23 protein-coding genes are annotated in these 22,539 nt (G+C 62.1%); 15 read left to right on the forward strand and 8 right to left on the reverse strand.

Annotated features, from left to right (window positions below):
• Window positions 1-94 precede the first annotated feature (94 nt).
• The 3 genes from ACQ4WY_RS21070 (at window position 95) to ACQ4WY_RS21080 (ending at window position 4,870) form a co-directional block, all read left to right on the forward strand.
• A complete protein-coding gene (locus tag ACQ4WY_RS21070; protein ID WP_436505734.1) occupies window positions 95-1,861 on the forward strand; it encodes a glutamine--tRNA ligase/YqeY domain fusion protein in 1,767 nt (588 codons plus the stop codon).
• A 200-nt stretch (window positions 1,862-2,061) separates the two neighbouring features.
• Entirely contained in the window at window positions 2,062-3,909 is a 1,848-nt protein-coding gene (locus tag ACQ4WY_RS21075; protein WP_436505736.1) for a CHASE domain-containing protein, read from the forward strand.
• 187 nt (window positions 3,910-4,096) lie between these two features.
• A complete protein-coding gene (locus ACQ4WY_RS21080) occupies window positions 4,097-4,870 on the forward strand; it encodes a glycine-rich domain-containing protein (RefSeq protein ID WP_436505737.1) in 774 nt (257 codons plus the stop codon).
• Between the two features lie 87 nt (window positions 4,871-4,957).
• On the opposite strand, the gene ACQ4WY_RS21085 is transcribed toward ACQ4WY_RS21080, so the two are convergent.
• The 4 genes from ACQ4WY_RS21085 to ACQ4WY_RS21100 all read right to left on the reverse strand — a co-directional run bounded on the left by ACQ4WY_RS21085 (window position 4,958) and on the right by ACQ4WY_RS21100 (window position 7,185).
• On the reverse strand, window positions 4,958-5,197 hold the full coding sequence (locus tag ACQ4WY_RS21085) for a hypothetical protein (RefSeq protein WP_029496207.1): 240 nt from the start codon (window positions 5,195-5,197) through the stop codon (window positions 4,958-4,960).
• Window positions 5,198-5,439: 242 nt separating this feature from the next.
• Complete coding sequence (locus ACQ4WY_RS21090; protein ID WP_436505739.1) at window positions 5,440-5,709, reverse strand: hypothetical protein; 270 nt, start codon at window positions 5,707-5,709, stop codon at window positions 5,440-5,442.
• Between the two features lie 214 nt (window positions 5,710-5,923).
• Window positions 5,924-6,184 (reverse strand): hypothetical protein, encoded by a 261-nt coding sequence (locus ACQ4WY_RS21095; RefSeq protein WP_070257479.1) that lies wholly within the window; start codon window positions 6,182-6,184, stop codon window positions 5,924-5,926.
• Between the two features lie 83 nt (window positions 6,185-6,267).
• A complete protein-coding gene (locus ACQ4WY_RS21100) occupies window positions 6,268-7,185 on the reverse strand; it encodes an SDR family oxidoreductase (protein ID WP_436505741.1) in 918 nt (305 codons plus the stop codon).
• A gap of 12 nt (window positions 7,186-7,197) precedes the next feature.
• On the opposite strand from ACQ4WY_RS21100, the gene ACQ4WY_RS21105 reads away from it, so the two are divergent.
• From ACQ4WY_RS21105 to ACQ4WY_RS21125, 5 genes are all read left to right on the forward strand, one after another.
• A complete protein-coding gene (locus ACQ4WY_RS21105) occupies window positions 7,198-8,223 on the forward strand; it encodes a CDP-6-deoxy-delta-3,4-glucoseen reductase (RefSeq protein WP_436505743.1) in 1,026 nt (341 codons plus the stop codon).
• A gap of 83 nt (window positions 8,224-8,306) precedes the next feature.
• Window positions 8,307-9,557 carry an MFS transporter gene (locus ACQ4WY_RS21110; protein ID WP_436505744.1) on the forward strand — a complete coding sequence of 417 codons (1,251 nt, stop codon included), beginning with the start codon at window positions 8,307-8,309 and terminating at the stop codon, window positions 9,555-9,557.
• Between the two features lie 38 nt (window positions 9,558-9,595).
• A complete protein-coding gene (locus ACQ4WY_RS21115) occupies window positions 9,596-10,261 on the forward strand; it encodes a DUF1345 domain-containing protein (RefSeq protein ID WP_436505746.1) in 666 nt (221 codons plus the stop codon).
• A gap of 201 nt (window positions 10,262-10,462) precedes the next feature.
• Window positions 10,463-10,840 carry an HPF/RaiA family ribosome-associated protein gene (locus ACQ4WY_RS21120; protein WP_436505748.1) on the forward strand — a complete coding sequence of 126 codons (378 nt, stop codon included), beginning with the start codon at window positions 10,463-10,465 and terminating at the stop codon, window positions 10,838-10,840.
• Between the two features lie 259 nt (window positions 10,841-11,099).
• Complete coding sequence (locus tag ACQ4WY_RS21125) at window positions 11,100-12,065, forward strand: GGDEF domain-containing protein (protein ID WP_436505749.1); 966 nt, start codon at window positions 11,100-11,102, stop codon at window positions 12,063-12,065.
• A gap of 1 nt (window position 12,066) precedes the next feature.
• Here ACQ4WY_RS21125 and ACQ4WY_RS21130 read toward each other — a convergent pair whose 3' ends face one another.
• Window positions 12,067-12,696: a DUF5610 domain-containing protein gene (locus ACQ4WY_RS21130; RefSeq protein WP_436505750.1), complete on the reverse strand. Its 630-nt coding sequence runs from the start codon at window positions 12,694-12,696 to the stop codon at window positions 12,067-12,069.
• Between the two features lie 146 nt (window positions 12,697-12,842).
• Here ACQ4WY_RS21130 and sbcB point away from each other — a divergent pair, with 146 nt between their 5' ends.
• Entirely contained in the window at window positions 12,843-14,291 is a 1,449-nt protein-coding gene (gene sbcB / locus ACQ4WY_RS21135; RefSeq protein WP_436505751.1) for an exodeoxyribonuclease I, read from the forward strand.
• A 43-nt stretch (window positions 14,292-14,334) separates the two neighbouring features.
• Here sbcB and pyrF read toward each other — a convergent pair whose 3' ends face one another.
• Window positions 14,335-15,159: an orotidine-5'-phosphate decarboxylase gene (gene pyrF, locus ACQ4WY_RS21140; protein ID WP_353658617.1), complete on the reverse strand. Its 825-nt coding sequence runs from the start codon at window positions 15,157-15,159 to the stop codon at window positions 14,335-14,337.
• A gap of 167 nt (window positions 15,160-15,326) precedes the next feature.
• On the opposite strand from pyrF, the gene ACQ4WY_RS21145 reads away from it, so the two are divergent.
• From ACQ4WY_RS21145 to ACQ4WY_RS21165, 5 genes are all read left to right on the forward strand, one after another.
• A complete protein-coding gene (locus tag ACQ4WY_RS21145) occupies window positions 15,327-15,941 on the forward strand; it encodes a LemA family protein (RefSeq protein ID WP_436505752.1) in 615 nt (204 codons plus the stop codon).
• A 1-nt stretch (window position 15,942) separates the two neighbouring features.
• Window positions 15,943-16,776: a TPM domain-containing protein gene (locus ACQ4WY_RS21150; RefSeq protein WP_436505753.1), complete on the forward strand. Its 834-nt coding sequence runs from the start codon at window positions 15,943-15,945 to the stop codon at window positions 16,774-16,776.
• Window positions 16,776-17,297 carry a TPM domain-containing protein gene (locus ACQ4WY_RS21155; protein ID WP_436505754.1) on the forward strand — a complete coding sequence of 174 codons (522 nt, stop codon included), beginning with the start codon at window positions 16,776-16,778 and terminating at the stop codon, window positions 17,295-17,297. Before ACQ4WY_RS21150 ends, ACQ4WY_RS21155 begins: the two co-directional genes overlap by 1 nt.
• Before the next feature lie 87 nt (window positions 17,298-17,384).
• Entirely contained in the window at window positions 17,385-18,149 is a 765-nt protein-coding gene (locus ACQ4WY_RS21160; protein ID WP_436505755.1) for an SDR family NAD(P)-dependent oxidoreductase, read from the forward strand.
• A 549-nt stretch (window positions 18,150-18,698) separates the two neighbouring features.
• On the forward strand, window positions 18,699-19,124 hold the full coding sequence (locus ACQ4WY_RS21165; protein WP_436505756.1) for a VanZ family protein: 426 nt from the start codon (window positions 18,699-18,701) through the stop codon (window positions 19,122-19,124).
• A 21-nt stretch (window positions 19,125-19,145) separates the two neighbouring features.
• Here ACQ4WY_RS21165 and ACQ4WY_RS21170 read toward each other — a convergent pair whose 3' ends face one another.
• Together ACQ4WY_RS21170 and ACQ4WY_RS21175 are read right to left on the reverse strand one after the other, a co-directional pair.
• The gene (locus tag ACQ4WY_RS21170; protein WP_436505757.1) at window positions 19,146-19,433 is read right to left on the reverse strand and encodes a hypothetical protein; all 288 of its coding nucleotides are present in this window, start codon (window positions 19,431-19,433) and stop codon (window positions 19,146-19,148) included.
• 179 nt (window positions 19,434-19,612) lie between these two features.
• Entirely contained in the window at window positions 19,613-20,740 is a 1,128-nt protein-coding gene (locus tag ACQ4WY_RS21175) for a M24 family metallopeptidase (RefSeq protein ID WP_436505758.1), read from the reverse strand.
• A gap of 785 nt (window positions 20,741-21,525) precedes the next feature.
• Here ACQ4WY_RS21175 and ACQ4WY_RS21180 point away from each other — a divergent pair.
• A complete protein-coding gene (locus tag ACQ4WY_RS21180) occupies window positions 21,526-22,524 on the forward strand; it encodes an LLM class flavin-dependent oxidoreductase (protein ID WP_436505759.1) in 999 nt (332 codons plus the stop codon).
• Window positions 22,525-22,539 lie beyond the last annotated feature (15 nt).

Here is a 22,539-nt window from a genome sequence, read left to right on the forward strand (position 1 = left end):
CGCTTGCATGCTGGGATATGGGGGCAAATACGTGCTTATAAAGCGCTTGCGGTACGGTAAAATGCTTTTTACTGTCACTCTTCCGCATTGATCAATGAGCAACGATAAACCGAATACCGCCGCGCCAGCGCTGGCGCCCAATTTCTTGCGTAACATCATCGAAGCCGACCTGGCTGCCGGCGCCCACGTGCGTCCCGGCCTGCCCCAGGTGATCACGCGTTTCCCGCCGGAGCCGAACGGCTACCTGCACGTGGGCCACGCCAAGTCGATCTGCGTCAACTTCGGCCTGGCGCGCGATTACGCCGGCCAGTGCAACCTGCGCTTCGACGACACCAATCCGGCGAAGGAAGAGCAGGAATACGTCGACACCATCATGGACAGCGTGAAATGGCTGGGCTTTGACTGGGAACCGAAGAATGACGATGGCCAGAGCCATCTGCACTACGCGAGCGACTATTTCGACCAGCTGTACGCAATGGCCGAGTACCTGATCACGGCCGGCTTTGCCTATGTCGACAGCCAGAGCGCCGAAGACATGGCCGCCAACCGCGGCAATTTCGGCCAGGCCGGCAAGAATTCGCCGTTCCGCGACCGTCCGCGCGACGAATCGCTGACCCTGTTCCGCGCCATGAAGGCGGGCCAGTTCAAGGATGGCGAGCACATCCTGCGCGCGAAGATGAGCGAAGATGCCATGAGTTCGCCGAACATGAACTTGCGCGACCCGGCCATCTACCGCATCCGCCATGCGCATCATCACCGCACGGGCGACGCCTGGTGCATCTATCCGATGTACGACTACACGCACCCGATTTCGGACGCGCTGGAAAACATCACGCATTCGATCTGCACGCTGGAATTCCAGGACCACCGCCCGTTCTACGACTGGCTGCTGGAAACCCTGTCGGCTGGCGGCTTCTTCCAGCAGCCGGTGCCGCGCCAGTTCGAATTCTCGCGCCTGAACCTGACCTATATCGTCACCAGCAAGCGCAAACTGCGCCAGCTGGTGGAAGAAAAAATCGTCGATGGCTGGGACGACCCGCGCATGCCGACCCTGGTGGGCATGCGCCGCCGTGGCTACACGCCGGAAGCGATCCAGCTGATGTGCGAACGCACGGGCGTGACCAAGTCCGACGGCTGGATCGACTACAGCGTGCTGGAAGGCTGCCTGCGCGAAGACCTGGATCCGAAAGCACCACGTACGGTGGCCGTGCTGCGTCCGTTGAAACTGATCATCGACAATTTCCCTGAAAACGAGAGCGTGGAATGCACGGCGCCGGTGCACCCGCACTTCCCGGAACGGGGCTTGCGCACCTTCCCCATCTCGCGCGAGCTGTGGATCGAGGAAGACGACTTCATGGAAGTGCCAAACAAAGGCTATTTCCGTTTGTATCCGCCGATCGACGACAAGCCGGGCAGCAAGGTTCGTCTGCGCTACGGCTACGTGATCGAGTGCACGGGCTTTGACAAGGATGCGGACGGCAAGGTCATCGCCGTGCATTGCACCTATTTCCCGGACAGCAAGTCGGGCACGGAAGGCAGCGCCAACTACAAGGTCAAGGGCAATATGCACTGGGTCAGCGCGCCGACGGCGATTCCCGCCGAAGTACGCCTGTACGACCGCCTGTTTACAGACCCGCAGCCGGACGCGGGCGGCAAGGACTTCAAGCTGGCCCTGAACCCGCTGGCCAAGGAAGTGGTGCAAGCGTGGCTGGAACCGGGCGCGGAACTGGCCCAGCCAGAACAGCGCTTCCAGTTCGAACGCCATGGCTACTTCGCGGCCGACCGGGTCGACAGCCAGCCGGGCAAGCCCGTCTTTAACCGTATCGTCACCCTGAAAGACAGCTGGCAGCCCGCCAAGTAAGACTTCGGACGATCCACAAAAAAACCGCTGCGGCGGTTTTTTTTCATTTCAGCGGGAAATATTGCCTGTTGACTATATTCACGATAATTTTGTATATTAGGCAGCTATTGAGCAATTTGCAATTTAAATAGTGCTTGTGCAACGCAGCCCAGCCACCGCCACCAGGCGGCACCCGATTCCTCTACCTGATGCGAATGGCGATGTCTTCTACTGCCGGCGAACACCCCTTAGCTGCTGCAAAAAGACCGCTGTGGCTGCTCGGCTTTGTGATGTCGATGATGGTGGGTGTGCTGTTCTACATGGCCGCTTCGCAATCGATCGAAAATGATGCCAGCGACCTGTTCAACAATCTGGCGCGCAATACCCAAAAAAACATCGAATCGCGCGTCAAGTCGTATGCCAACCTGCTGCGCGGCACAGCCAGCCTGTTCCGCGCCAACGAACACGTAAGCCGCGAGCAATTCCACCGTTACGTGGCGAACATGGCCCTGCAACAGAACTACCCGGGCGTAATGAACCTCAATTACAGCCAGGAACTGGACGATGCGCAGCGCAACACCTTCGAAGCAGCCATGCAGCGCGGCCATCCGCCCGGGCGCGACGGCTATCCGGCGTTTGCCATCCATCCGCCCGCCCCGCGCGCCCATTACTCCGTGCTGGTGTACATCGAGCCGATTGCCAGCGCCCCGGAAAAGTATGGCTATGACATCGCCTCGCGGCCCCTGGTCGCCGAAGCGCTGGCGCAGTCACGCGATTCCGGACAGATCAGTAATTCCGGCGCGCCCGTGCCGATGGACGACCGGCCGCAGTTGACGGGCATGGCCATGCGCCTGCCCGTGTTCCGCTCCGGCATGCCGATCGACACGATGGAGCAAAGGCGCGCGGCCTACCAGGGTTCCGTCGGCATCGGCTACGATCTGGTGACGATGATGCGCAGTGCGCTGGCCGACATGCCGGTACGCAACGTCCGCCTGACCCTGTTCGATATCGGTCCGCAGGCGCGCGAACCGCTGCAACTGCCGCGCGACATGCGCCCCATCTTCGACAGCACGACGGCAGGCATGCATGCGCCATGGTGGCTGCCCGGCAACTCGGGGCGTTACCTGAGCAGCACGATGCTGATCGAACACAATGGCCGCATGTGGCAAGCGCTGTTCAGCGTGCGCAAGAGCGACCTGTATACGCGCTTCGGTGCCTTTCTGCCCTGGCTGGCCCTGCTGATCGGCTTTGCCAGCACCATGCTGCTGTATGTGCTGTTCCATACCCTGGCGTCGTCGCGCCGGCGCGCCATCCAGATGGCGACGGGCATGACGGAGGAATTGCGCGCCAGCCAGATCCGCCTGCAGCTGTCGCATCAGAAACTGCGCCGCCTGGCGGCCCACGCCGACCAGATCAAGGAAGAAGAGCGCAAGCGCATCGCGCGCGAAATTCACGACGACCTGGGACAAAACCTGCTGGTGCTGCGCATCGATGCCGACATGCTGGCCTCGCGCACGCAGCGCCGCCACCCGCGCCTGAACGCCCGCGCCCGCTCGACCCTGGAGCAGATCGACGCCACCATCAAGAGCGTGCGGCAGATCATCAACGACTTGCGCCCTACCGTGCTGGACCTGGGCGTGAATGCGGCCGTCGAATGGCAGGTGGCGCAATTCCGCCAGCGCACGGGCATCGCCTGCGAAGTGAGCGAAAGCCATGACGACATTTGCCTCAGCGACCAGTGTGCGACGGCCCTGTTCCGCATCCTGCAAGAGTCACTCAGCAATATTTCCCAGCATGCCTATGCCAGCCGCGTGCAAGTCAAGCTGGAAAAATGCCGCGATACGGTGTCGATGAGCATCAGCGACAACGGCGTGGGCGCGGCCATCGACGGGCGCAACAAGCTGGGCTCGTTTGGCCTGGTGGGGATAGAGGAGCGCATCAAGTTGCTGGGCGGCACTTTCTACATCGAAAGTAGCCCCGGCGCCGGCATGAGCGTGCACGTCAGCGTGCCGCTGGGCGCGGACGCCACCGCGTTTCCCTACCAGGAAGAAAGCAGGTCCAGCGCCTGACAGGCGCGCCCCACTTGAAGCAAGCTCAGCTTGCATATTTTGTAATAAGATGCAATATTAATGTAGAACAACTCAGCGCCCGCCCGCCATGGGTCAGGCATCCCTCGACTACTTACCAGGAGTACACACCGACCGCTATCCCTTGTTTCACCGTATTTCCCACAACGCTCTTTACCAAAGGACATTCATGGATACGAACGATAGTTTCAAGGCAATTGCCGATTTGAATTTGGACGCGATCAAGGTCAAGCTGATGCACCGGGAGTCAGGCGAAGGATGGAGCCTGGAAAAAGCGAATGCGGTGGAATTCGAATACCGCCGCTTCCTGATCCTGATGAAGCAGTTTCCCCAAGAAGAAACGGCGCCACTGATGGACGTCGATACCTTCTGGCACTACCACATCCTCGATACCCTGAAATATGCGGCGGACTGCGAACAGGTGTTCGGTTACTTCCTGCATCACTTCCCGTACATCGGCCTGCGCGGCGAAGACGACGAAGCGGCGCACCATCGCGTGGGCGAGCGCATGAAGCAGTTGTATGAGCAAACGTTCGGGGAAGATTATATCCGCGCAGAAACGGCGTATTCGGGACGTGCCGTACAAGCAGCGTTTTCCAGTGCGGCGGTGCAGGCGACGGCAGACTCGGGCCGGGCTGTACAAACGGCGTTTTCCAGTGCAGCGGTACAGGCGACAGCGTACTCGGGCCGGGCCGTGCAAACGGCGTTTTCCAGTGCCGCGGTACAGGCGACAGCGTACTCGGGCCGGGCCGTGCAAACGGCGTTTTCCAGTGCAGCGGTACAGGCGACGGCGTATTCGGGCCGCGCGACCGGGGCTGCCAACACCGCCTTTTCCAGCGCGCCTGCCTCACTGAGCGCAGCGGTGGTCAAGTCGTCCTCGACTGGACAGGAAATGGGGCGTTTCTATGTCGATCGTCCGGTACTGAACCGCGACCCGCAATAGAAAAGCGGAAAACAGATGTGGCTGCCGCACGCGGCAAGCCTGACTTACCCAGACGGCACCTCTCAGTTTACCGTCTGTCAGGCGTTCTTAGGCAGCCATCAACTCGCGCAATTCACGAATGCTGAAATCGCTGATTTCATGCATGCGGATGAGGATCGTGGCGCCGATCGGCAAGGTGTTATGACGAATCTTGCTGATAACAGGTGGCGCCACTTCCAGAGCTCGCGACAAGGCGGCATCATTTTTCAGTTGCAGCTTGTCGATGATCGCATCGAGGACGCGATTCGGGTTGTAGGTAGGCAAAGAGGTAATTTGTTTGAGAGACATGATCAAAAATCCGTACTTGTTGTATTAAAGCAAGAAAAAACCGAATGTCTCTTCTGCAATAATTCAGGGTAAACACACTAAAAAGCGCCATCACTTATGCGGCTTTTACGCCGCAAACAATATAATACACGCTATTGTTGATTTTTGCGTAACTTAAAGCAAAATTGTGATAATTGAAGAGAATTGACGCACTTGGAATGTGCTAGAGGATAACTCAAATCGGAAAAATTTGCTGCACGTCATCAATTTTTACAATGAGGGACGCCGCTACGCATGAGCCAGGCAATCGTCATGAGCGTGCCCAGGCGGGCCATTTCTGCTGATAAATGCCAACCTTGCGCGGCCACGCCGGCCGGGGCGGCAAGCAGGCAAGTGCCAAGGATGGCATCACCACGGCACCAGGCCAGTTGCCGGCGAATTTCATCGGGTGGTGGTGGCGGCTGCAGCGCATGTTCGCGGCGCCGCATATAGGCGCGCACCTGTTCCTTGCTGGGGTGACTCTTCGCTTGCATGGCTCGCTCCTGCTGACGGGAAACAGCGTCGCTCTATTTGTAGAGCCCGCCACAAGTAGCTGAAACGCGTGACGACATTGCTCACCATATCGTCAGCGTGCCATGGCGCGTTTGCGCTGCATCAAGTAGCAAAGCCCCGGTGTTGCACCGAAGCCTGCACTGCCCCATGCTCCATGTTCACGTCACCAGCGGCCTGGCGGCCGATAGCCTGCTCTTATTTCTTTTGCTGGCGCACGCGCTGTTGCTGTTTTTCCTGCGTTTGCTGGCGGTTCTGCTTGCGCTCGAACAGGGTGACCGCATCTTTCTTGGCTTGCTCGGCGGTACGCATTTCCTCATGTGCATCGTGCGGGACAAAAAATTCCGCGTCCTGCGCCGCCACGACCAGCTTGATGGCGGCGTCGTCGTCGAGGTCATACAGTTCCGTCAGGACGGTGGTGACCTCGTCCAGGTATTCTTCGTAAGTGAGGGTGCTCATGCTGTAGTCCTTAAGTGAATGGCGCACCGCCGCAACGGCGCGCTGCGCGCCGGCCCAGCAAAGTGCGCAGATAACCGGTCATTTTACCCGATGCCGGCGCCATCGGCGGACAACGACCGCAAGGCATCGGCCACGCGCGCGTAGCGCAGGCGCACGCCCAGCTCGCGCTTGAGGCGCGTATTGTGCAGGCGGCGCGATTCGGACATGAACGACAGCAGCATCGGCGTGACCACTTGCTGCAGTTCGGCACGCGGCAGGCGTGGCGGGCGCGGCAGGCCAAATGTATCGGCCACGGCATCGAAATACTCCGCCATTTTGAGTTCGCTGTCATCGCTGGCGTGATACACGCGTCCCGGCTTGCCCCGCCACAAGGCCCGCTCGATGCTGCGCGCCAGGTCATCGGCATGGATATGGTTGGTATAGACATCGTCACCCGCGGCCAGGGCCGGCGTGCCCTCGCGCAAGCGCTTCAGGGGCAGGCGGTCGTCCGCATAGATGCCGGGCACGCGCAGGATGGCCACGCTGGCGCCGCGGCGCACGCCCCAGCCCCGCAAGACCTGCTCGGCATCGACGCGCCTCTTCGCGCGCGCATTCGCCGGCGCCGTCGGCCGCGTTTCATCGACCCAGGCGCCAGCGCAATCGCCATACACGCCGCTGGTGCTCACATACACCATGCGTGCATGCTCGGGTAAAATGGCGGCCAGATTGCGCGTGCGCTGGTCCAGCAAGCCCGACGACCGGGGCGGCGCCAGGTGCACGATCATCGTCGCCAGTCCCGCCAACCGTTTCAGGCTGGCGCGGTCATCGAGGTTGGCCACGATGGGCACGGCGCCGGCCGCCCGCAGCTGCGCGCAGCGCGCCGGCTGGCTGGTGACGGCAAAGACGCGAAAACGCGTGCGCAGCAAGGGCAGCAGCCGCATGCCTACGTCGCCGCAGCCCAGGATCAGCAGGCGCGGCAAGCCTGACGGCTTGCGCAAAGAGTGCATTAACATATTTTTCATCTCAAGGATTGTATGACTTTTCAAATTACTGTTCAGCCCAGCGGCCACCAATTCAGCTGTGAAGCGGACGAAACCGTCCTGTCGGCGGCGATACGCGCAGGCGTCGGCCTGCCGTATAGCTGCAAAAGCGGCGCCTGCAGTTCCTGCAAGGGCAAGATCGTGTCCGGCAGCGTACAGCATAAGCCATACCAAGCCCGCTCCTTGACGGAAGATGAAGCGACCGCCGGCTACTCGCTGCTGTGCTGTGCCGTGCCCCAGGGCGACCTGGTGGTGCAGGCGCGCGAAGTGGCGGGCAGCAGCGACTATCCGATCAAGAAAATGCCGTCGCGCGTGACCACCATCGAAAAAGTCGCGCCCGACGTCGTCGTGCTGACCCTGCAGTTGCCAGCCAGCGAGCGCTTGCACTACCGCGCCGGACAGTATATCGAAATCATGCTGCGCGACAACAAGCGCCGCAGCTACAGCATGGCCAGCGCACCCGTTGAAGGCGGCCCCGTGAGCCTGCACATCCGCCATATGCCGGGCGGCCTGTTCACCGACCAGGTCTTTGGCACCATGAAAGCGCGCGACATCCTGCGCTTCGAAGGCCCGATGGGCACCTTCTTCCTGCGCGAAGATTCCGACAAGCCCGTCGTGCTGCTGGCCTCGGGCACGGGCTTTGCCCCCTTGAAAGCCATCGTCGAGCACATGATCAACGAGCAATCCCCGCGCCCGATCACCCTGTACTGGGGCGGCCGCCGTCCGCACGACCTGTACATGGACGCGCTATGCCGCCAGTGGGCCGCCGACTTGCCGCAGTTCACCTATGTGCCCGTCGTATCGGACGCCTTGCCGGAAGACGCCTGGAGCGGCCGCACGGGCTTCGTGCACCAGGCCGTCATCACCGACTTGCCAGATATGTCCGCTTATCAAGTGTATGCCTGCGGCGCACCGATCGTCGTAGAGTCGGCCAACCGCGATTTCGTGCAGTTGTGCCAGCTGCCAGCCGACGAATTCTACGCCGACGCCTTCACCACGGAAGCCGACCTGGCAAAGTAAGCGTTACCTTCCAGACAGCGGGGCGCGGCTGGCGCGGCGCCCGCTGCCGCCACCGCTCCACCCCGCTGCTTCCTGGAAATTTCATGCCTCTCGCTATCCTGCGTCACCGCAACTTCGCCTGTTACCTGTCCGCCCGCGTGCTGGGCACCGTGGCCGTGCAAATGCAAAGCGTGGCCATCGGCTGGCAGGTGTACCAGATCACGGGCAGCCTGTTTGACCTGGGCCTGATCGGCCTGGCGCAGTTCGCCCCCTTCCTCGTATTGATCCTGCCAGCCGGCCACGTGGCCGACCGCTACAACCGGCGCAACATCATCGCCTGGTGCCTGGCGGCGCAACTGGCTTGCGCGCTGGCCCTGCTGGCCTTTACGCTCAGTGGACTCGCCATCGTCTGGCCCGTGTTCGCCGTGCTGGTGCTGTTCGGCAGCGCGCGCGCCTTCATGATGCCGGCCACGCAAGCCGTGCTGGTCAACATGGTGCCCACGCAACACTTCAGCCGTGCCGTCGCGCTCAGCTCGTCGAGCTCGCACGTGGCCATCATCCTGGGGCCCACCTTGGGCGGCTTGCTGTATTACTTCGGTCCCAAGGTGGTGTACCTGATCTCGTCCGCGCTGCTGGTCGTGTCCGTCTTGCTGATGCGCGCCACCACGCCTGCGCCGCAAGTGGTCAAGCGCGAACCCGTCAGCTGGCATACCCTGCTCGAAGGCTTGCGCTTCGTCTGGTCGAAACCCATCGTGCTGGGCGCCATTTCGCTCGACCTGTTTGCCGTGCTGTTCGGCGGCGCCACGGCCCTGCTGCCGGCGCTCGCGCACGACGTGCTGCATATCGGCCCCAGCGGCCTGGGCTTGCTGCGCACGGCGCCGGGCGCCGGCGCGGCCCTGTGCTCGATCGCGCTGGCCATCTTCCCCATCACGCGCCGCGTGGGCGCGTGGATGTTCGGCGGCGTGGCCGTCTTCGGCCTGGGCACCCTGGTGCTGGGCAGCACCAGCTATTTCCCGCTGGCGCTGGCGGCGCTGTTCCTGATGGGCGCCGGCGACATGGTCAGCGTCTACATCCGCCACCTGCTGGTGCAGTTCGAGACGCCGGACGAGATCCGCGGCCGGGTCAGCGCCGTGAATGCCGTCTTCATCGGCGCCTCGAACGAGCTGGGCGAATTCGAATCGGGCTTGACGGCCGGCTGGTTCGGCCTGGTGCGCGCCGTGCTCTTCGGCGGCGCCGCCACCCTGGCCGTGACGGGCATCTGGGCCGTCCTGTTCCCCGTGCTGTCGCGCATGGACCGCTTTCCCCACCACGAGAAGGAAGCGGCCGCCAGGACGGCCACCGCGAGCGCAAACTAAGCGCTAAGATGCGCTATCGCCACTGACGAACACGCACCATGAAAATCACGCTTCCCTTCCACAGCTTCATCCGCAGCCGCCCCCACCTGAGCATGGCCACGGCCGTCGGCGTGGCGGCCGGCCTGCTGCTGCCCTCCTCCTGGCAACAGATGACGCGCCTGCTGACGGCGTGGAACGTGGCCGTCTGGTTCTACCTGGCGACGATGGCCTGGATGATGATGCACGCCAACCATCACAAGGTGAAGGTGATGGCGCAGCGCCAGGATGAGCGGGCCGCCACGGTGCTGTCGGCCCTGTCCGTCGCATCCGTGATGAGCCTGGTAGCCATCGTCTCGCAGCTATCGTCGATGAAAGACCTGGCGCCGGACGAGCGCGCGCTGCATTATTGCCTGACGATCCTGACGCTGGTCGGTTCCTGGTTCCTCGTCGGCACCCTGTTCTGCTTCCACTATGCCCACCTGTATTACCAGGCCGACCCCACGCTACGCCCCCTGAAATTTCCCGACGACGAGCAAAACCCCGATTACTGGGATTTTCTATATTTCGCCTTCACCATCGCCGTCGCCGTGCAAACGTCGGACGTTTCCGTGCAGACGAGATTGATGCGGCAGATCGTGCTGGGACAATCCGTGCTCAGCTTTTTCTTCAACCTGGTCGTGCTGGGGCTGTCGATCAATATTGCCGCCGGTCTCATTAATGGGTAAGGCTGACGGCGAACCGAAAAAATTCCATGAGGAAACTTGACCTGGCTGAAGGGTTAAGCTCATCTTAATCGTGCGCACCCTCTTGAAATACTGGAAAGAGGAGTAAGATAAGTTCCATGCACAGAGGTCTTGTGCATGTGGCAGCAACCAGGCCTCAACACGCCTGAGATGGGTTTTTTTTGAATTGACAGGAGTAAGCATATGCAAATCAATATTCATACCGACAGCACCATCGCCAACACCGCTGGACTGAACGAACATGTGCAATCCGTACTTGAAAGCGCACTGAACCGCTTCCGCGACAACCTGACCCGCATCGAAGTCCACATCAGCGACACGAATGGCCCGAAAGGCGGCGCCGACGATATTCGCTGCGTCATGGAAGCACGCGTTGCTGGCTATCAAGCAATTGCCGTAACCGAACAGAGCGCCACCGTGCATCAATCCGTTGCCGGCGCCACTGACAAACTGAAACGCGCCATCGATAGCGCCCTGGGCCGCCTGCAAGACAGCAAGCGCCACGCCACCGGCAAAAATGCCGTAATCGATACGGCCGAAGCGGAAGAAACCGCCGAGTAATTCCCCACCCGCAAGATTTCCAGAGACTGAGGCAGCCGTTCAAGGCTGCCTTTGCACATCTGGCCCGCCTTTTGCGCGCGGCAATAACAATACTAAAACAATCATCATTTCAGCTTATTAACGCGACATTGAAATAATTGTCGTATTTCTCACAGTAAGTGACATCAAGCAAGCCTTTGCCGTTACGGTCTAGGCCGCTTTACGCTATCATGAAGATACCGGCTCCCTGCTCGCGCGCCGGCTTTTTGAAAGTGTGATTGTGGAACAGATCGGCAACTTTGGCGCTTCAGGCTGCAACATCGGCGATTTACAGCTATTTCGCGATGGGGCGGACAGCCAGACGGCAGCCATGCTGGCACCCTGCCCCGTCATGCGCCTCGAAGCGGGCGAAGCTATTGCCGACACGCAAGGCGCCAGCCTGTACATCGTCCTGCGCGGCTCACTGGCCGTGGCCGCCGACACCCACACGGGCATGGATGACGGCACCGTCAGCAAGGTCTTGCCCGGCGAAAGCGTGGGCGAACAATCGGTACTCGATGAAGCGAGCAACCTGGCCGCCATTTCGGCCCTGGAAGAAACCGATTTACTGGTGATCGACGCGGCCATTGTCTGGGAATTGATCGAGCAATCGAACGGCCTGGCGCGCAACCTGCTGCGGCTGCTGTCCTTCCGCATCCGCGCCGCGAATGCCCTGCTGCGCCGCCGCCAGAAACTGGGGGAATTCTACCGCCAGCTGTCGATGGTCGATAGCCTGACGGGCTTGTACAACCGCGCCTGGCTCACCGATTTACTGCCAAACATGATCGTCACGGCCCACGCCAGCGCCTCGCCGCTGTCGCTGGTGATGATAGACCTCGACCATTTCAAGCGCTTCAACGACACGCACGGCCACCAGGCAGGCGACCAGGCACTGCGCATCGCCGCGCAAGTGCTGGGCGCAGCCCTGCGGCCCACGGATTTTGCCGTGCGCTATGGTGGTGAGGAAATGATGGTGATCTTGCCCGATACTAACGAACACGTGGCCCTGCGGGTCGCCGAGCGCCTGTGCGAACGCATGCAGCAAGCCGTCATCTTCGCCGACATGCGCAGCGCGCTGCCGCACATCACGGGTTCCTTCGGCGTGGCCAGCCTGGCGGCGGAACAGGACGACCATGCGTTGATCGCCGCGGCCGACGCGGCCCTTTACCGGGCCAAGGCCAGCGGTCGCAACAAGGTCATGCTGTAGTTCAGGCAGCCTTGCTGTCGGCCGGCTTGGTCGCATCCGGCTTGGCAGCGTCATCCTTCTTGCTGCTGTGCGCGGCGATGAAATCCGCGTAGCCCTTCTGCACCAGCTCATACGTCTTGTCGATGTTGCCGGCGATATCGCCTTGCAACACTTTCAAGCCGCCCAGAATATCGCGCGCTTCCTTGAAGCCTTTTTCCATGCCGCCGCTGATGGTGTCCATGAACTTGGTCAGGGCCGTATCGTCGTCCATGCCGGGATTCTGTTTCTTGTAGGCGTCAAAAAAACCGGTCGACAGCGATACAATGCGGCTCGCTGTCGCTTCGGCGCTGTTATCCTGCGATGCCGCGTTCTGGATCGCGTCCTCGCCGTACTGGCCCTTCAACGCTTCATTGATGTTGGTGATGGCCGTCTTGTACAGCAGCGCCAGCGGCTCGTTCTCGGAACCGATCGACACGTTCAGCGAGGCCTGCATGATGGAAGCGTTCAATTGCAGCTTGCTGCGGTCGTTAACGCTCATTTCAGTTTTGACGCCGTCCTTTTGCTGGACTTTATCGTCCTTGCCGGCAACGCCCGTACTGACGGAAGTCACGGAAGGGGTGGAATTGCCGCTTGCGGCGATGGGAATTGACACGATAGACCTCCTTGAACGGGCAATGTATGCCACCATGCGGGAAACGCGATGATGGCCATCCTCTCGTGTAGTATCGGCAGGTTTTCAGAAAACTATAGCAGTGGCGCTTTTACCGGCCCGGACAACCAATCAAGTAACGACCATCAATGACTAAGCAGACCTTTCTTTGGCACGACTACGAAACCTTTGGCGCCCAGCCGCGCCGCGACCGCCCGGCCCAGTTCGCCGCCATCCGCACGGATACCGACCTCAACGAGATCGGCGAGCCGATCATGCTGTATTGCCAGCCTGCCAATGATTTCCTGCCCGACCCGCAATCGTGCCTGATCACGGGCATCACGCCGCAGCAATGTCTGCAGCTGGGCGTGCCTGAGCACCAGTTCGCCGCCACCATCGAGGCGGCCTTCTCGGAACCGGGCACCATCGGCGTGGGCTATAACACCATCCGTTTCGACGATGAAGTCACGCGTTTCCTGTTCTGGCGCAACCTGATCGACCCGTATGCGCGTGAATGGAAGAACCATTGCGGCCGCTGGGACATCCTCGACGTGGTGCGCATGACGCACGCGCTGCGCCCGGAAGGCATCGAATGGCCAAAGCGCGACGATGGCCAGACCAGCTTCAAACTGGAACACTTGAGCAAGGCCAATGGCCTGGTCCACGAAGCGGCGCACGATGCGCTGTCCGACGTGCGCGCCACCATCGCCCTGGCGCGCCTGATCAAGCAGAAACAGCCAAAACTGTTCGAATTCTGCCTGGCGCTGCACAAGAAGGACCGGGTCGCCAGCGAGATGGGCATGCACCTGGCCGCCAGCGAGCGCCAGCCCTTCCTGCACGTGTCGGGCATGTTCCCCGCTGAACGGGGCTGCCTGGGCGTCGTCTGGCCGCTGGCCACGCACCCGAGCAACAAGAATGAAATCCTCGTCTGGGATTGCGCCTACGATCCACGCGAACTGTTCAGCCTGGACGCGGACACCATCCGCACGCGTTTGTTCACGCGCAAGGAGGCCATGCCGGAAGGCATGACGCGCCTGCCCGTGAAAAGCGTGCATCTGAACAAGTCGCCCATGCTGGTCGGCAATCTAAAAACCCTGTCGCCGGCCATGGCCGCGCATTGGGGCATCGATCTGGATGCGGCGAAGGTCAACGCGCAGCTGGCCGCCACGGCGCCGAACATGGATGCGATCTGGGCAGAAGTCTTCCAGCGCCCGGGCGCGAATGTCGCCCTGGACGTGGATGAAGATTTATACAACGGCTTCGTCAGCAACGACGACCGCCGCCTGCTCGAATCGCTGCGCCGCGATACGCCGGCCAAGCTGGCCACGGCCCGCCCCTCGTTTTCCGACGAACGCCTGCAGGAATTGCTGTTCCGCTACCGCGCCCGCAATTTCCCGCACACCCTGAGCGAAGCGGAAAGCCTGCGCTGGGAACAACACCGCGCCGCCCGCCTGTTCGATGGCGACGGTGGCGCCCGCACCATCGAAATGTTGTTTACGGAGATCGACGTGCTGTCGGAGTCCGTGGATGAGCGGGGAGAGGAAATTCTGGGCGAGCTCTACGATTACGCGGAGATCGTCGCGCCGCAGCGCGACTAAATGAAAAATGCCGGGCTAGCCCGGCATTTTTCATGGCTGAGACTTAAACAGCTCTATGTTGATTGATCGCATCGCGCGTCTCGATCGCCACGCGGCGCGCTGCGTCGGCGAAATCTTCGCCAGCTTGCGGCGTGGCGTAGATGATGGCGCGTGAAGAGCTGATCATCATGCCCATGCCGTTCGCCGTCTGGCCCGCGCCGACCGTGGCGGCGATGTCTCCGCCCTGGGCGCCGATGCCGGGCACCAGCAGCGGCATGTCGCCGACGATGGCGCGCACTTGCGCCAGTTCTTCAGGGAAGGTGGCCCCGACGACGAGCGCGCACTGGCCATTCTTGTTCCACTTCTCGGCCACCAGGCGCGCCACGCGCTGGTACAGGGGCACGCCGTCCGTGTCGAGGAATTGCAGGTCCGAGCCGCCCGGGTTCGAAGTGCGGCACAGGATGATCACGCCGCGGTCTTGCCACGCCAGGTAGGGATCGAGCGAATCCTCGCCCATATACGGATTCACGGTGACGGCGTCGGCGCCGTAGCGCTCGAACGCTTCGCGCGCGTATTGCGTGGCCGTCGCGCCGATGTCGCCTCGTTTCGCGTCGAGGATCAGCGGGATGTGCGGGTAGTTCTCGCGCACGTAGCGGCAGATGTCTTCCAGCTGCTTTTCCGCGCCCAGCGCGCCGAAATAGGCGATCTGCGGCTTGAAGGCGCAAGCCAGATCGGCCGTGGCATCGATGATGCGCGTGCAAAAGGTGGTGATTCCATCAGGCAGATCGCGCAGTTCGGCCGGCAATTTCGCCAGGTCCGGGTCCAGGCCCACGCACAGCAGGGAATTATTGGCCGTCCACGCGGCGGATAATTTATTGATGAAATTCACGGCACACCTTCTCTATATTCAGTTGCAAACCCCGTATTGTAACGCGGCGCAGGCTTGCCACGGCGTCTCAAGGCAGTCAGGAGCGGCGGCCAGCGCTTATTAAACCGACATCGCGGGCCGTTTCAGGTATATTTGCCTCACCTCCCTTACTCTGCACGGAACCCATCATGCAAATCACCAATCAATTCACCAAATGGCTGCGCCTGACGCTGAGCGTCACCGTCCTGGCCGGCGTCCTGACAGGCTGCGGCTACAACGACTTCCAGACAAAGGACGAAGCCACCAAGGCCGCCTGGGGCGAAGTGGTCAACCAGTACCAGCGCCGTGCCGACCTGATCCCTAACCTGGTGAACACCGTCAAGGGCTACGCCACGCATGAGCGCGAAACCCTGGAAGCGGTGACCAAGGCGCGTGCCGCCGCCACCAGTTTCCAGATCACGCCCGAAGTGCTGAACGACCCGGCCGCCTTCGAAAAATTCCAGCAAGTACAGGGGCAGCTGTCGTCGGCCCTGTCGCGTCTGATGGTGGTGTCCGAGAAATACCCTGACTTGAAGGCCGATACGAGTTTCCGCGACTTGCAGTCGCAGCTGGAAGGCACGGAAAACCGCATCACCGTGGCGCGCCAGCGTTACATCGTCGCCGTGCAGGATTACAACGTGCATGCGCGCAGCTTCCCGAACAACCTGACGGCCATGGTCTTCGGCTACAAGGTCAAGCCATCGTTCACGGTGGAAAATGAAAAAGCCATCTCGACCGCGCCAACCGTCAACTTTGGCAAATAAGATGAAAGCCTGGTCTTCTCTGGCGGCGCTGGCGACGGCGCTGCTGCTGTGGACGATGCCACCGGCCGGCGCGCAGGGCTTGCTGCCCGTGCCGCCACTGGCGGCGCGCGTGACGGATGACGCCGGCATGCTGGACGCCAAGCAAAAAGCGGCGCTGGAAGGCGTGCTGGCCGATTACGAAGCCAAGACGGGCAGCCAGATCGCCGTGCTGCTGGTCAAGAGCACGGAACCGGAAGCCATCGAGCAATACAGCATCCGCGTGACGGATGCCTGGAAGCTGGGGCGCAAGGGCGTCGATGACGGCGTGCTGCTGATGGTGGCAAAGGACAACCCTTCGTCCCTGCGCCGCCTGCGCATCGAAGCGGGCCGTGGCGTGCAGGGCGTGCTGACGGATGCGCAATCGAAACGCATCCTGCAAGACGTCATCGCCCCCCATTTCAAGCAAAATGACTATTACGGCGGCCTGGTAGCTGGCGTGGGCGCCATCTCCACCCTGCTGAACCAGGAGCAATTCCCCGCACCTGCACAGCAGAAAGCGCCGGCCACCGTGGAAGCGGGCGGCCTGACCTTCTGGCTGCCGCTGCTGTTCTTCGGCTTCCTCGTCGTGCTGACCCTGTTCCGCTCGCGCGGCGGGCCTACCCGGCTGCAGCGCGGCAGCAACTGGTCCAGCGGCGCCACCGGTGTCGTGCTGGGCAGCATCCTCAGCCAGGCGCTGAACAACCGCGGCGGCGGCGGCTTCGGCGGCGGTGGTGGTTTTGGCGGTGGCGGTGGCGGCGGAGGTTTCGGTGGCGGCGGCGGAGGTTTTGACGGCGGCGGCGCCTCGGGAGATTGGTAATGACGAAACAACTGACATTCGGACAACGCTGCGGACGCGCCCTGAAACATTTACGGGGCACGCCCGCGACGGCGCGCAATGCCTTTCCCGAACGCACCCTGAAAGCCATCGAAACGGCCATCGCCGACGGTGAAGTGATGCACCAGGCGGAAGTGCGCCTGATCGTCGAAGCGGCCCTGACCCCGGGCATGGCTTACCAGGGCGTGAGCAACCGCGAGCGGGCGCGCGAACTGTTCGCTCAGTATGGTGTGTGGGATACGGAAGACAACGTTGGCGTGCTGATCTATATCAACCTGGCCGAGCACCAGGTCGATATCGTCGCCGACCGCCACGTGGGCCGGCGCGTGACGCCGGAACAGTGGCAAGCAGTGTGCCGGACCATGACGAAAGGGTTCAAGGATGGCAATTATCACGACAGCACGCTCGATGCCTTACAGCAGCTGAATACCTTGCTGCAAAGCCACTTCCCCGCCGATGGCACGCGCGGCAACCAGTTGCCGAACGAACCCATCCTCCTCTGATTCCTGCCCAGGGATTAAAATCTGCCCATTGCCGCGCAAGCCTGTGGCTTGGGCAGAGCGGCCCCCACACCCCGCCGAGGAACCCACATGAAACTGAACAATAAAATCGCCATCGTCACGGGCGCCACGCAAGGCATCGGCCTGGCTTGCGCCACCCGCCTGATCGCCGAAGGGGCGCAAGTGATGCTGGTCGACATCAAGGAAGAAGGCGCGCAGGCGGCCGCCGCCCTCGGCCCGCAGGCGCGCTTCTTTTGCGCCGACGTCAGCCAGAAGGCGGATGTCGATGCCATGCTGAAGGAAACCCTGGCGCAGTTCGGCCACATCGATATCCTCGTCAACAATGCGGGCGTCACGCATGCGGCCGATTTCCTCGACGTGTGCGAAGACGATTTCGACAGGGTCATGCGCATCAACCTGAAATCGATGTTCCTGTGCGGCCAGGCCGTGGCGCGCGAGATGGTCAAGCGCAACAGCGGCTGCATCATCAACATGTCCAGTGTGAATGCGGAGCTGGCCATTCCGAACCAGGTGCCGTACGTGGTGTCGAAAGGCGCCATCAACCAGCTGACCAAGGTCATGGCCTTGAACCTGGCATCGCACGGCGTGCGCGTGAACGGCATCGGCCCGGGCACCATCCTGACGGAACTGGCCAAGCAGGCGGTGCTGTCGAGCCCGGAGGCGCGCCACACGATCTTGTCGCGCACGCCGCTGGGCCGCTGCGGCGAACCGGAAGAAGTGGCCGGCATCGCCGCCTTCCTGGCCAGCGACGACGCCACCTACATGACGGGCCAGACCATCTATGTCGATGGCGGACGCATGGCGCTCAACTACACGGTGGCCGTGAAGGAGTGAAGGCAGGATCAGACAGTTATATCAAAAAACGATAATGGTTATCTGAAAAGACCATTAGACACATATCGTGCGACGCAGCATAATGCACCTGTCTCCACTATTCTCCTCCAAGAAAATAGTTTTAAGCCCGCTTTCACCAGCGGGCTTTTTTTTTGCTGTCACTGCTGAAACATGGCCATTCTTGCCATGATGCATAATCTTTCCAGGCATTCTGCCTGTCGCAAAAAAATGTTGCGGCGTGTCATCAGCCCGTCATGTTCGCCCCCTATACTTGCTTCATCTGCTGTACAGGCAACCGATATGCCTGACTACAGACAGGTGTGCCGCGATGGCACACCACTCCCCTTTCATGACCGTGGCGGGCGCCGGCAAGGAGCGCGACATGGTGAGTACCGAGCAACTCTCAACTCTTGACCCATTTCATTTGGGTTTTTGGCCCGCGTCCCCGCGGGCCTTTTTTTTGCCTGCACGGCAAGCTCCTGCGCAAAAACACGGCGGCCCGCCATGCCCATGATATTGTGACGATCTTTCCATCTGTCCTGACGCCTCATGCCTGCACCCTTGCCCGAACTCTGTTTTGCCGACCGCTACGAACGCCTGCGCTACCGCACCGCGCTGCTGTTGTATGCCCTGGTGATTTTGATCGGCGACATTCCCGGCGTGCGCGCGGACGTGGGCCAATATGCGTCGGGCGGCGTGCTGCATTCCCTCGGCTATGGCGTGCTGGCCCTGATCCTGTTCAGCGGCACGGGCGGCGGCATGGCGCGCCGCGCGCTGCTGTCGATGCTGATGGTGGCGGCCATGGGCGCGCTGGACGAATTCATCCAGAGTTTCCTGCCTTACCGTCATGGCGCCGTCAGCGACTGGGTGGTCGATATCACGGCCGCAGCGGCGGTCTGCCTGCCGTTGTATTTCCTCTGGCCGAAAATGGTCGCCGCTGCCCTGGACAAGGGCGCGCCGCTGCCCGAGGCCTGAACGGGGGATGACTCGCGCCCGTCAGGCGCGGTCCGCTACGCTATCTTGCAATTCCAGCCGCAATTGCCCCTGGCTGCGCGCGCTGGGCTTGCCCAGGCGCCGCATCAGGGCGCGCGTTTCGCGCCGGCTGCCTGCCCCCATGGCGCGTGCCGCATCGCGCTGCATGTCCAGCAACTGTTCCGAGCGCGCCAGCCGCACCAGGCCATGCAAGGCCTGGGCCAGGACATGGCGCGCACGGGCATCGTGCGCAGTGCCGACGACGGCCAGCACCAACTCATCGATCAGTTTTGCGGTAGGGCCAGATGACATTTTTTCTCCCGATTTAACAGTGAGGAAACGTGCGGACGTACAAAATGGTGCTTGCCAGCATCGTTTATACCAAGCACGGCAATTAGACGCTTGATCTGGCTCAATCGGCAATGACGGCCGCCGAACATCCCTGCAAAGCCGCAGGCGGTACGGCGGCTCGCGCTAGCAGACGGCCAGGCTCAATCCATCGCCAGTGTCAACGGCCGAGTGCGTCCCTGCACCACGGCCGAGGGCCAGGCCGGGTCGTGCGTCAGGTTGTGCAATTGGTTGCCGTCGAGCAGAAACGTGTCTTCCACCGTGCTGCCAGGCAGGCTGGGGTGGAAAGCCAGCGCCATGCCCCGCTTGAGGATGATTTCCGTGTGCGCGCCGGCTGCCACTTCGGGCGCCAGGTAGCCATGTATGCCGCCCTGCCGGCTGGTGCGCACGGAATCGGGCTGGCCTGCATACGCGTAGGCGCTGTCGAGCGCGTGATACACCATGCTCAGCGCATGGCCCGTTTCGCAAGCGTCGAGCGCCACCGCTTCCAGCGCCAGCATGGCCGCATCGGCATCGTCCATCACCACCGCCGTGCCATCGGCGCGATGCTGCGCCGGGTTGAAGCGCCGTTGACGACTGAGGCTGGCGCACAGGCCAAAACGCCGCGCGCACAGGGCCAGTACGGCTTGCGCGCCCAGCACCACCTGCGCCGGCGGCGCGCGCCGATAACGCTGTTGGCGCTCCTCGCCGCTGACCAGCACATGCACAGCCTGCAAGCCCCGCAGCCACAGCGCGCGCACGCACGCGGCGGCCAGCTCCAGCTCGCTCCAGTCGGGGCGCGCAAGGCGCAATGCATCCGCGGCCGCGCCAGCAGCCAGCTGCCCCACCTGCCGGTAACGCTGCTGCTCCGATTCCAGCAGCACCAGCCGCTCTTCGCGCAGGGCCACGGGCAAGCTGCGTTCGTGCAAGCCTGGCCGGTCGGACAGGACCGGCGCGCCGCCGGCCACATGCTGCACGAAATGCTCGCGCAATTCATACAGCTGCGGCTGCATCCAGGGCGACACTTGCCATGTCCATGGCCCGCGCACTTCTTCTTCGCGCATGCGCATGGCTTCAGCTTCGTCCGTCAGGATGTAGGCGGCGTCGCGCGTCACCAGCACTTCCGCGCAGCCGCACTCGGCCGTATGGCAATGGCTGTTCGACGCGCCCGCCGTGGCCCACGCAAACCAGTCCACGCCGCGCAGGCGCACGGCGCCGGCCCGCTCCTGTTCCAGCCAGCCCCGCATCTGCGCCAGCTTGTGCCCCACCTCCCGTTCCAGCGGCCAGTTCATGACGGCCCCTCGTCCGGGTTCAAGCGTGGCGCCACTCCACCTGCCCTGCCTGGCGCCAGCCGGGTATCCTGTTGCTCATGCATAGCTGCTCCCTTCCTACATGGAAACATAAGACCAGCATGCGCAGAAAAAGTTCAACGCCCGGACTCGTCCCAGGCTTGCAGTCTATGACTTCCGTCTATTTTTGCAAGCGGCTATTTCGCCAGTTCGATCAGCACGGCTGTGTACATCTGCAAGTTCAGCAGCAGCTGCTTTTCCGTGATGAACTCATGTTCGGAATGCCCCGTGTACACGGTGTGCGGCATGGCCGGGCCAAAGCTGACGGCGCGCCTTCCAGCCGTCGAAGGCAGCCGTCACCTGCTGCTGCAACACGGCCACGTGGCAATCGGTCCCTTATCGTCTTCCGTGCCCCGTCGCAGCAGTTTTCCAGGTTTGCTGGTACGGTCCAGTTCGAACGGCGAACGGGTCCATTTGGCGGGGTTTACGAGCTGCACGTCGCCATGCGTGATGACGCCCCCCGTTTGCTGCCGTTCCCCATGCCGATGATCAGCGATTCAGGGTAGGTGGCCAACGCGTAGCTGGCCGTTTCCGGCACCTGCAAGCTGAAGGGCGCACCGATTTCCAATCGGCATGAGTTTTTTACCGATCAGTACGCAAATTCCCGATTCGCATTATCATGTGCACAGCCTGTCTTCCCCGCCATGCTGTCATGGGTGACCCTGCCAGCGTCAGGGGATAGACAAATCGTCCATTGTGATTTTCCACCACGTCCCGATATCGCTACCATGATTCCATTTTCCATACTCGACCTGGCCCCCATCGCCGAAGGCAGCGACGCCAGCCAGTCGTTCAAGAACACGCTCGACCTGGCGCAGCACGGCGAACGCTGGGGCTACCAGCGCTACTGGCTGGCCGAACACCACGGCATGCCCGGCATCGCCAGCGCCGCCACGGCCGTCGTCATCGCCCATGTGGCGGCCGGCACGAAAACCATCCGCGTGGGCGCCGGCGGCGTGATGCTGCCGAACCACTCGCCGCTGGTCATTGCGGAACAGTTCGGCACCCTGGAAGCGCTGCATCCGGGCCGCATCGACCTGGGCCTGGGCCGCGCGCCCGGCTCCGACCAGACGACGGCGCGCGCCCTGCGCCGCGACCTGCAGTCCGACGCGGAACAGTTTCCGCAAGACGTGCTGGAATTGATCGACTATATGTCCGACGAGCCGCGCCAGCGCGTGCTGGCCGTGCCCGGCAAAGGCGCGAAAGTGCCCGTGTGGATACTGGGGTCGAGCCTGTTCGGCGCCCAGCTGGCCGCCCACTTGGGCTTGCCGTATGCGTTTGCCTCGCACTTCGCGCCGCAAATGATGATGCAAGCCGTGGCCTATTACCTCGAACATTTCAAGCCATCAAAGCAGCTGGCCAAACCGTACGTGATGCTGGGCTTCAATGTGTTTGCCGCCGACACGGATGCGGAGGCGCACCTGCGCGCCACGTCGATGCAACAAGCGTTCGTCAACTTGCGCACGGGCCGCCCGTCGCGCTTGCAGCCGCCCGTGCCCGGCTATCTGGAACAGCTGGGGCCGCAGGAACGCGCCATGCTCGATTCCGTCCTGTCCTGCACGGCCATCGGCGCGCCGGAGACCATCAAGGCCAAGATGGCCGCCTTCATCGCCGAGACGGGCGCAGACGAGCTGATGATCACCTCGCAGATCTTTGAGCACCAGCACCGTCTGCGCTCGTATGAAATCACGGCGCAGGTGCATGCGGAGCTGGCGCAGCAACAGTAACTGCAAGGTTTTCTC

Origin of the sequence: Janthinobacterium salmonicoloratum (assembly GCF_051380845.1) — a bacterium.
GTDB lineage: Bacteria > Pseudomonadota > Gammaproteobacteria > Burkholderiales > Burkholderiaceae_D > Janthinobacterium > Janthinobacterium lividum_F.

Coding starts and splice junctions, on each gene's coding strand:
- ACQ4WY_RS21070 (WP_436505734.1), top strand. CDS start 95: ATGAGCAACGATAAACCGAATACCGCCGCGCCAGCGCTGGCGCCCAAT.
- ACQ4WY_RS21075 (WP_436505736.1), top strand. CDS start 2,062: ATGTCTTCTACTGCCGGCGAACACCCCTTAGCTGCTGCAAAAAGACCG.
- ACQ4WY_RS21080 (WP_436505737.1), top strand. CDS start 4,097: ATGGATACGAACGATAGTTTCAAGGCAATTGCCGATTTGAATTTGGAC.
- ACQ4WY_RS21085 (WP_029496207.1), bottom strand. CDS start 5,197: ATGTCTCTCAAACAAATTACCTCTTTGCCTACCTACAACCCGAATCGC.
- ACQ4WY_RS21090 (WP_436505739.1), bottom strand. CDS start 5,709: ATGCAAGCGAAGAGTCACCCCAGCAAGGAACAGGTGCGCGCCTATATG.
- ACQ4WY_RS21095 (WP_070257479.1), bottom strand. CDS start 6,184: ATGAGCACCCTCACTTACGAAGAATACCTGGACGAGGTCACCACCGTC.
- ACQ4WY_RS21100 (WP_436505741.1), bottom strand. CDS start 7,185: ATGAAAAATATGTTAATGCACTCTTTGCGCAAGCCGTCAGGCTTGCCG.
- ACQ4WY_RS21105 (WP_436505743.1), top strand. CDS start 7,198: ATGACTTTTCAAATTACTGTTCAGCCCAGCGGCCACCAATTCAGCTGT.
- ACQ4WY_RS21110 (WP_436505744.1), top strand. CDS start 8,307: ATGCCTCTCGCTATCCTGCGTCACCGCAACTTCGCCTGTTACCTGTCC.
- ACQ4WY_RS21115 (WP_436505746.1), top strand. CDS start 9,596: ATGAAAATCACGCTTCCCTTCCACAGCTTCATCCGCAGCCGCCCCCAC.
- ACQ4WY_RS21120 (WP_436505748.1), top strand. CDS start 10,463: ATGCAAATCAATATTCATACCGACAGCACCATCGCCAACACCGCTGGA.
- sbcB (WP_436505751.1), top strand. CDS start 12,843: ATGACTAAGCAGACCTTTCTTTGGCACGACTACGAAACCTTTGGCGCC.
- ACQ4WY_RS21145 (WP_436505752.1), top strand. CDS start 15,327: ATGCAAATCACCAATCAATTCACCAAATGGCTGCGCCTGACGCTGAGC.
- ACQ4WY_RS21150 (WP_436505753.1), top strand. CDS start 15,943: ATGAAAGCCTGGTCTTCTCTGGCGGCGCTGGCGACGGCGCTGCTGCTG.
- ACQ4WY_RS21155 (WP_436505754.1), top strand. CDS start 16,776: ATGACGAAACAACTGACATTCGGACAACGCTGCGGACGCGCCCTGAAA.
- ACQ4WY_RS21160 (WP_436505755.1), top strand. CDS start 17,385: ATGAAACTGAACAATAAAATCGCCATCGTCACGGGCGCCACGCAAGGC.
- ACQ4WY_RS21165 (WP_436505756.1), top strand. CDS start 18,699: ATGCCTGCACCCTTGCCCGAACTCTGTTTTGCCGACCGCTACGAACGC.
- ACQ4WY_RS21170 (WP_436505757.1), bottom strand. CDS start 19,433: ATGTCATCTGGCCCTACCGCAAAACTGATCGATGAGTTGGTGCTGGCC.
- ACQ4WY_RS21175 (WP_436505758.1), bottom strand. CDS start 20,740: ATGAACTGGCCGCTGGAACGGGAGGTGGGGCACAAGCTGGCGCAGATG.
- ACQ4WY_RS21180 (WP_436505759.1), top strand. CDS start 21,526: ATGATTCCATTTTCCATACTCGACCTGGCCCCCATCGCCGAAGGCAGC.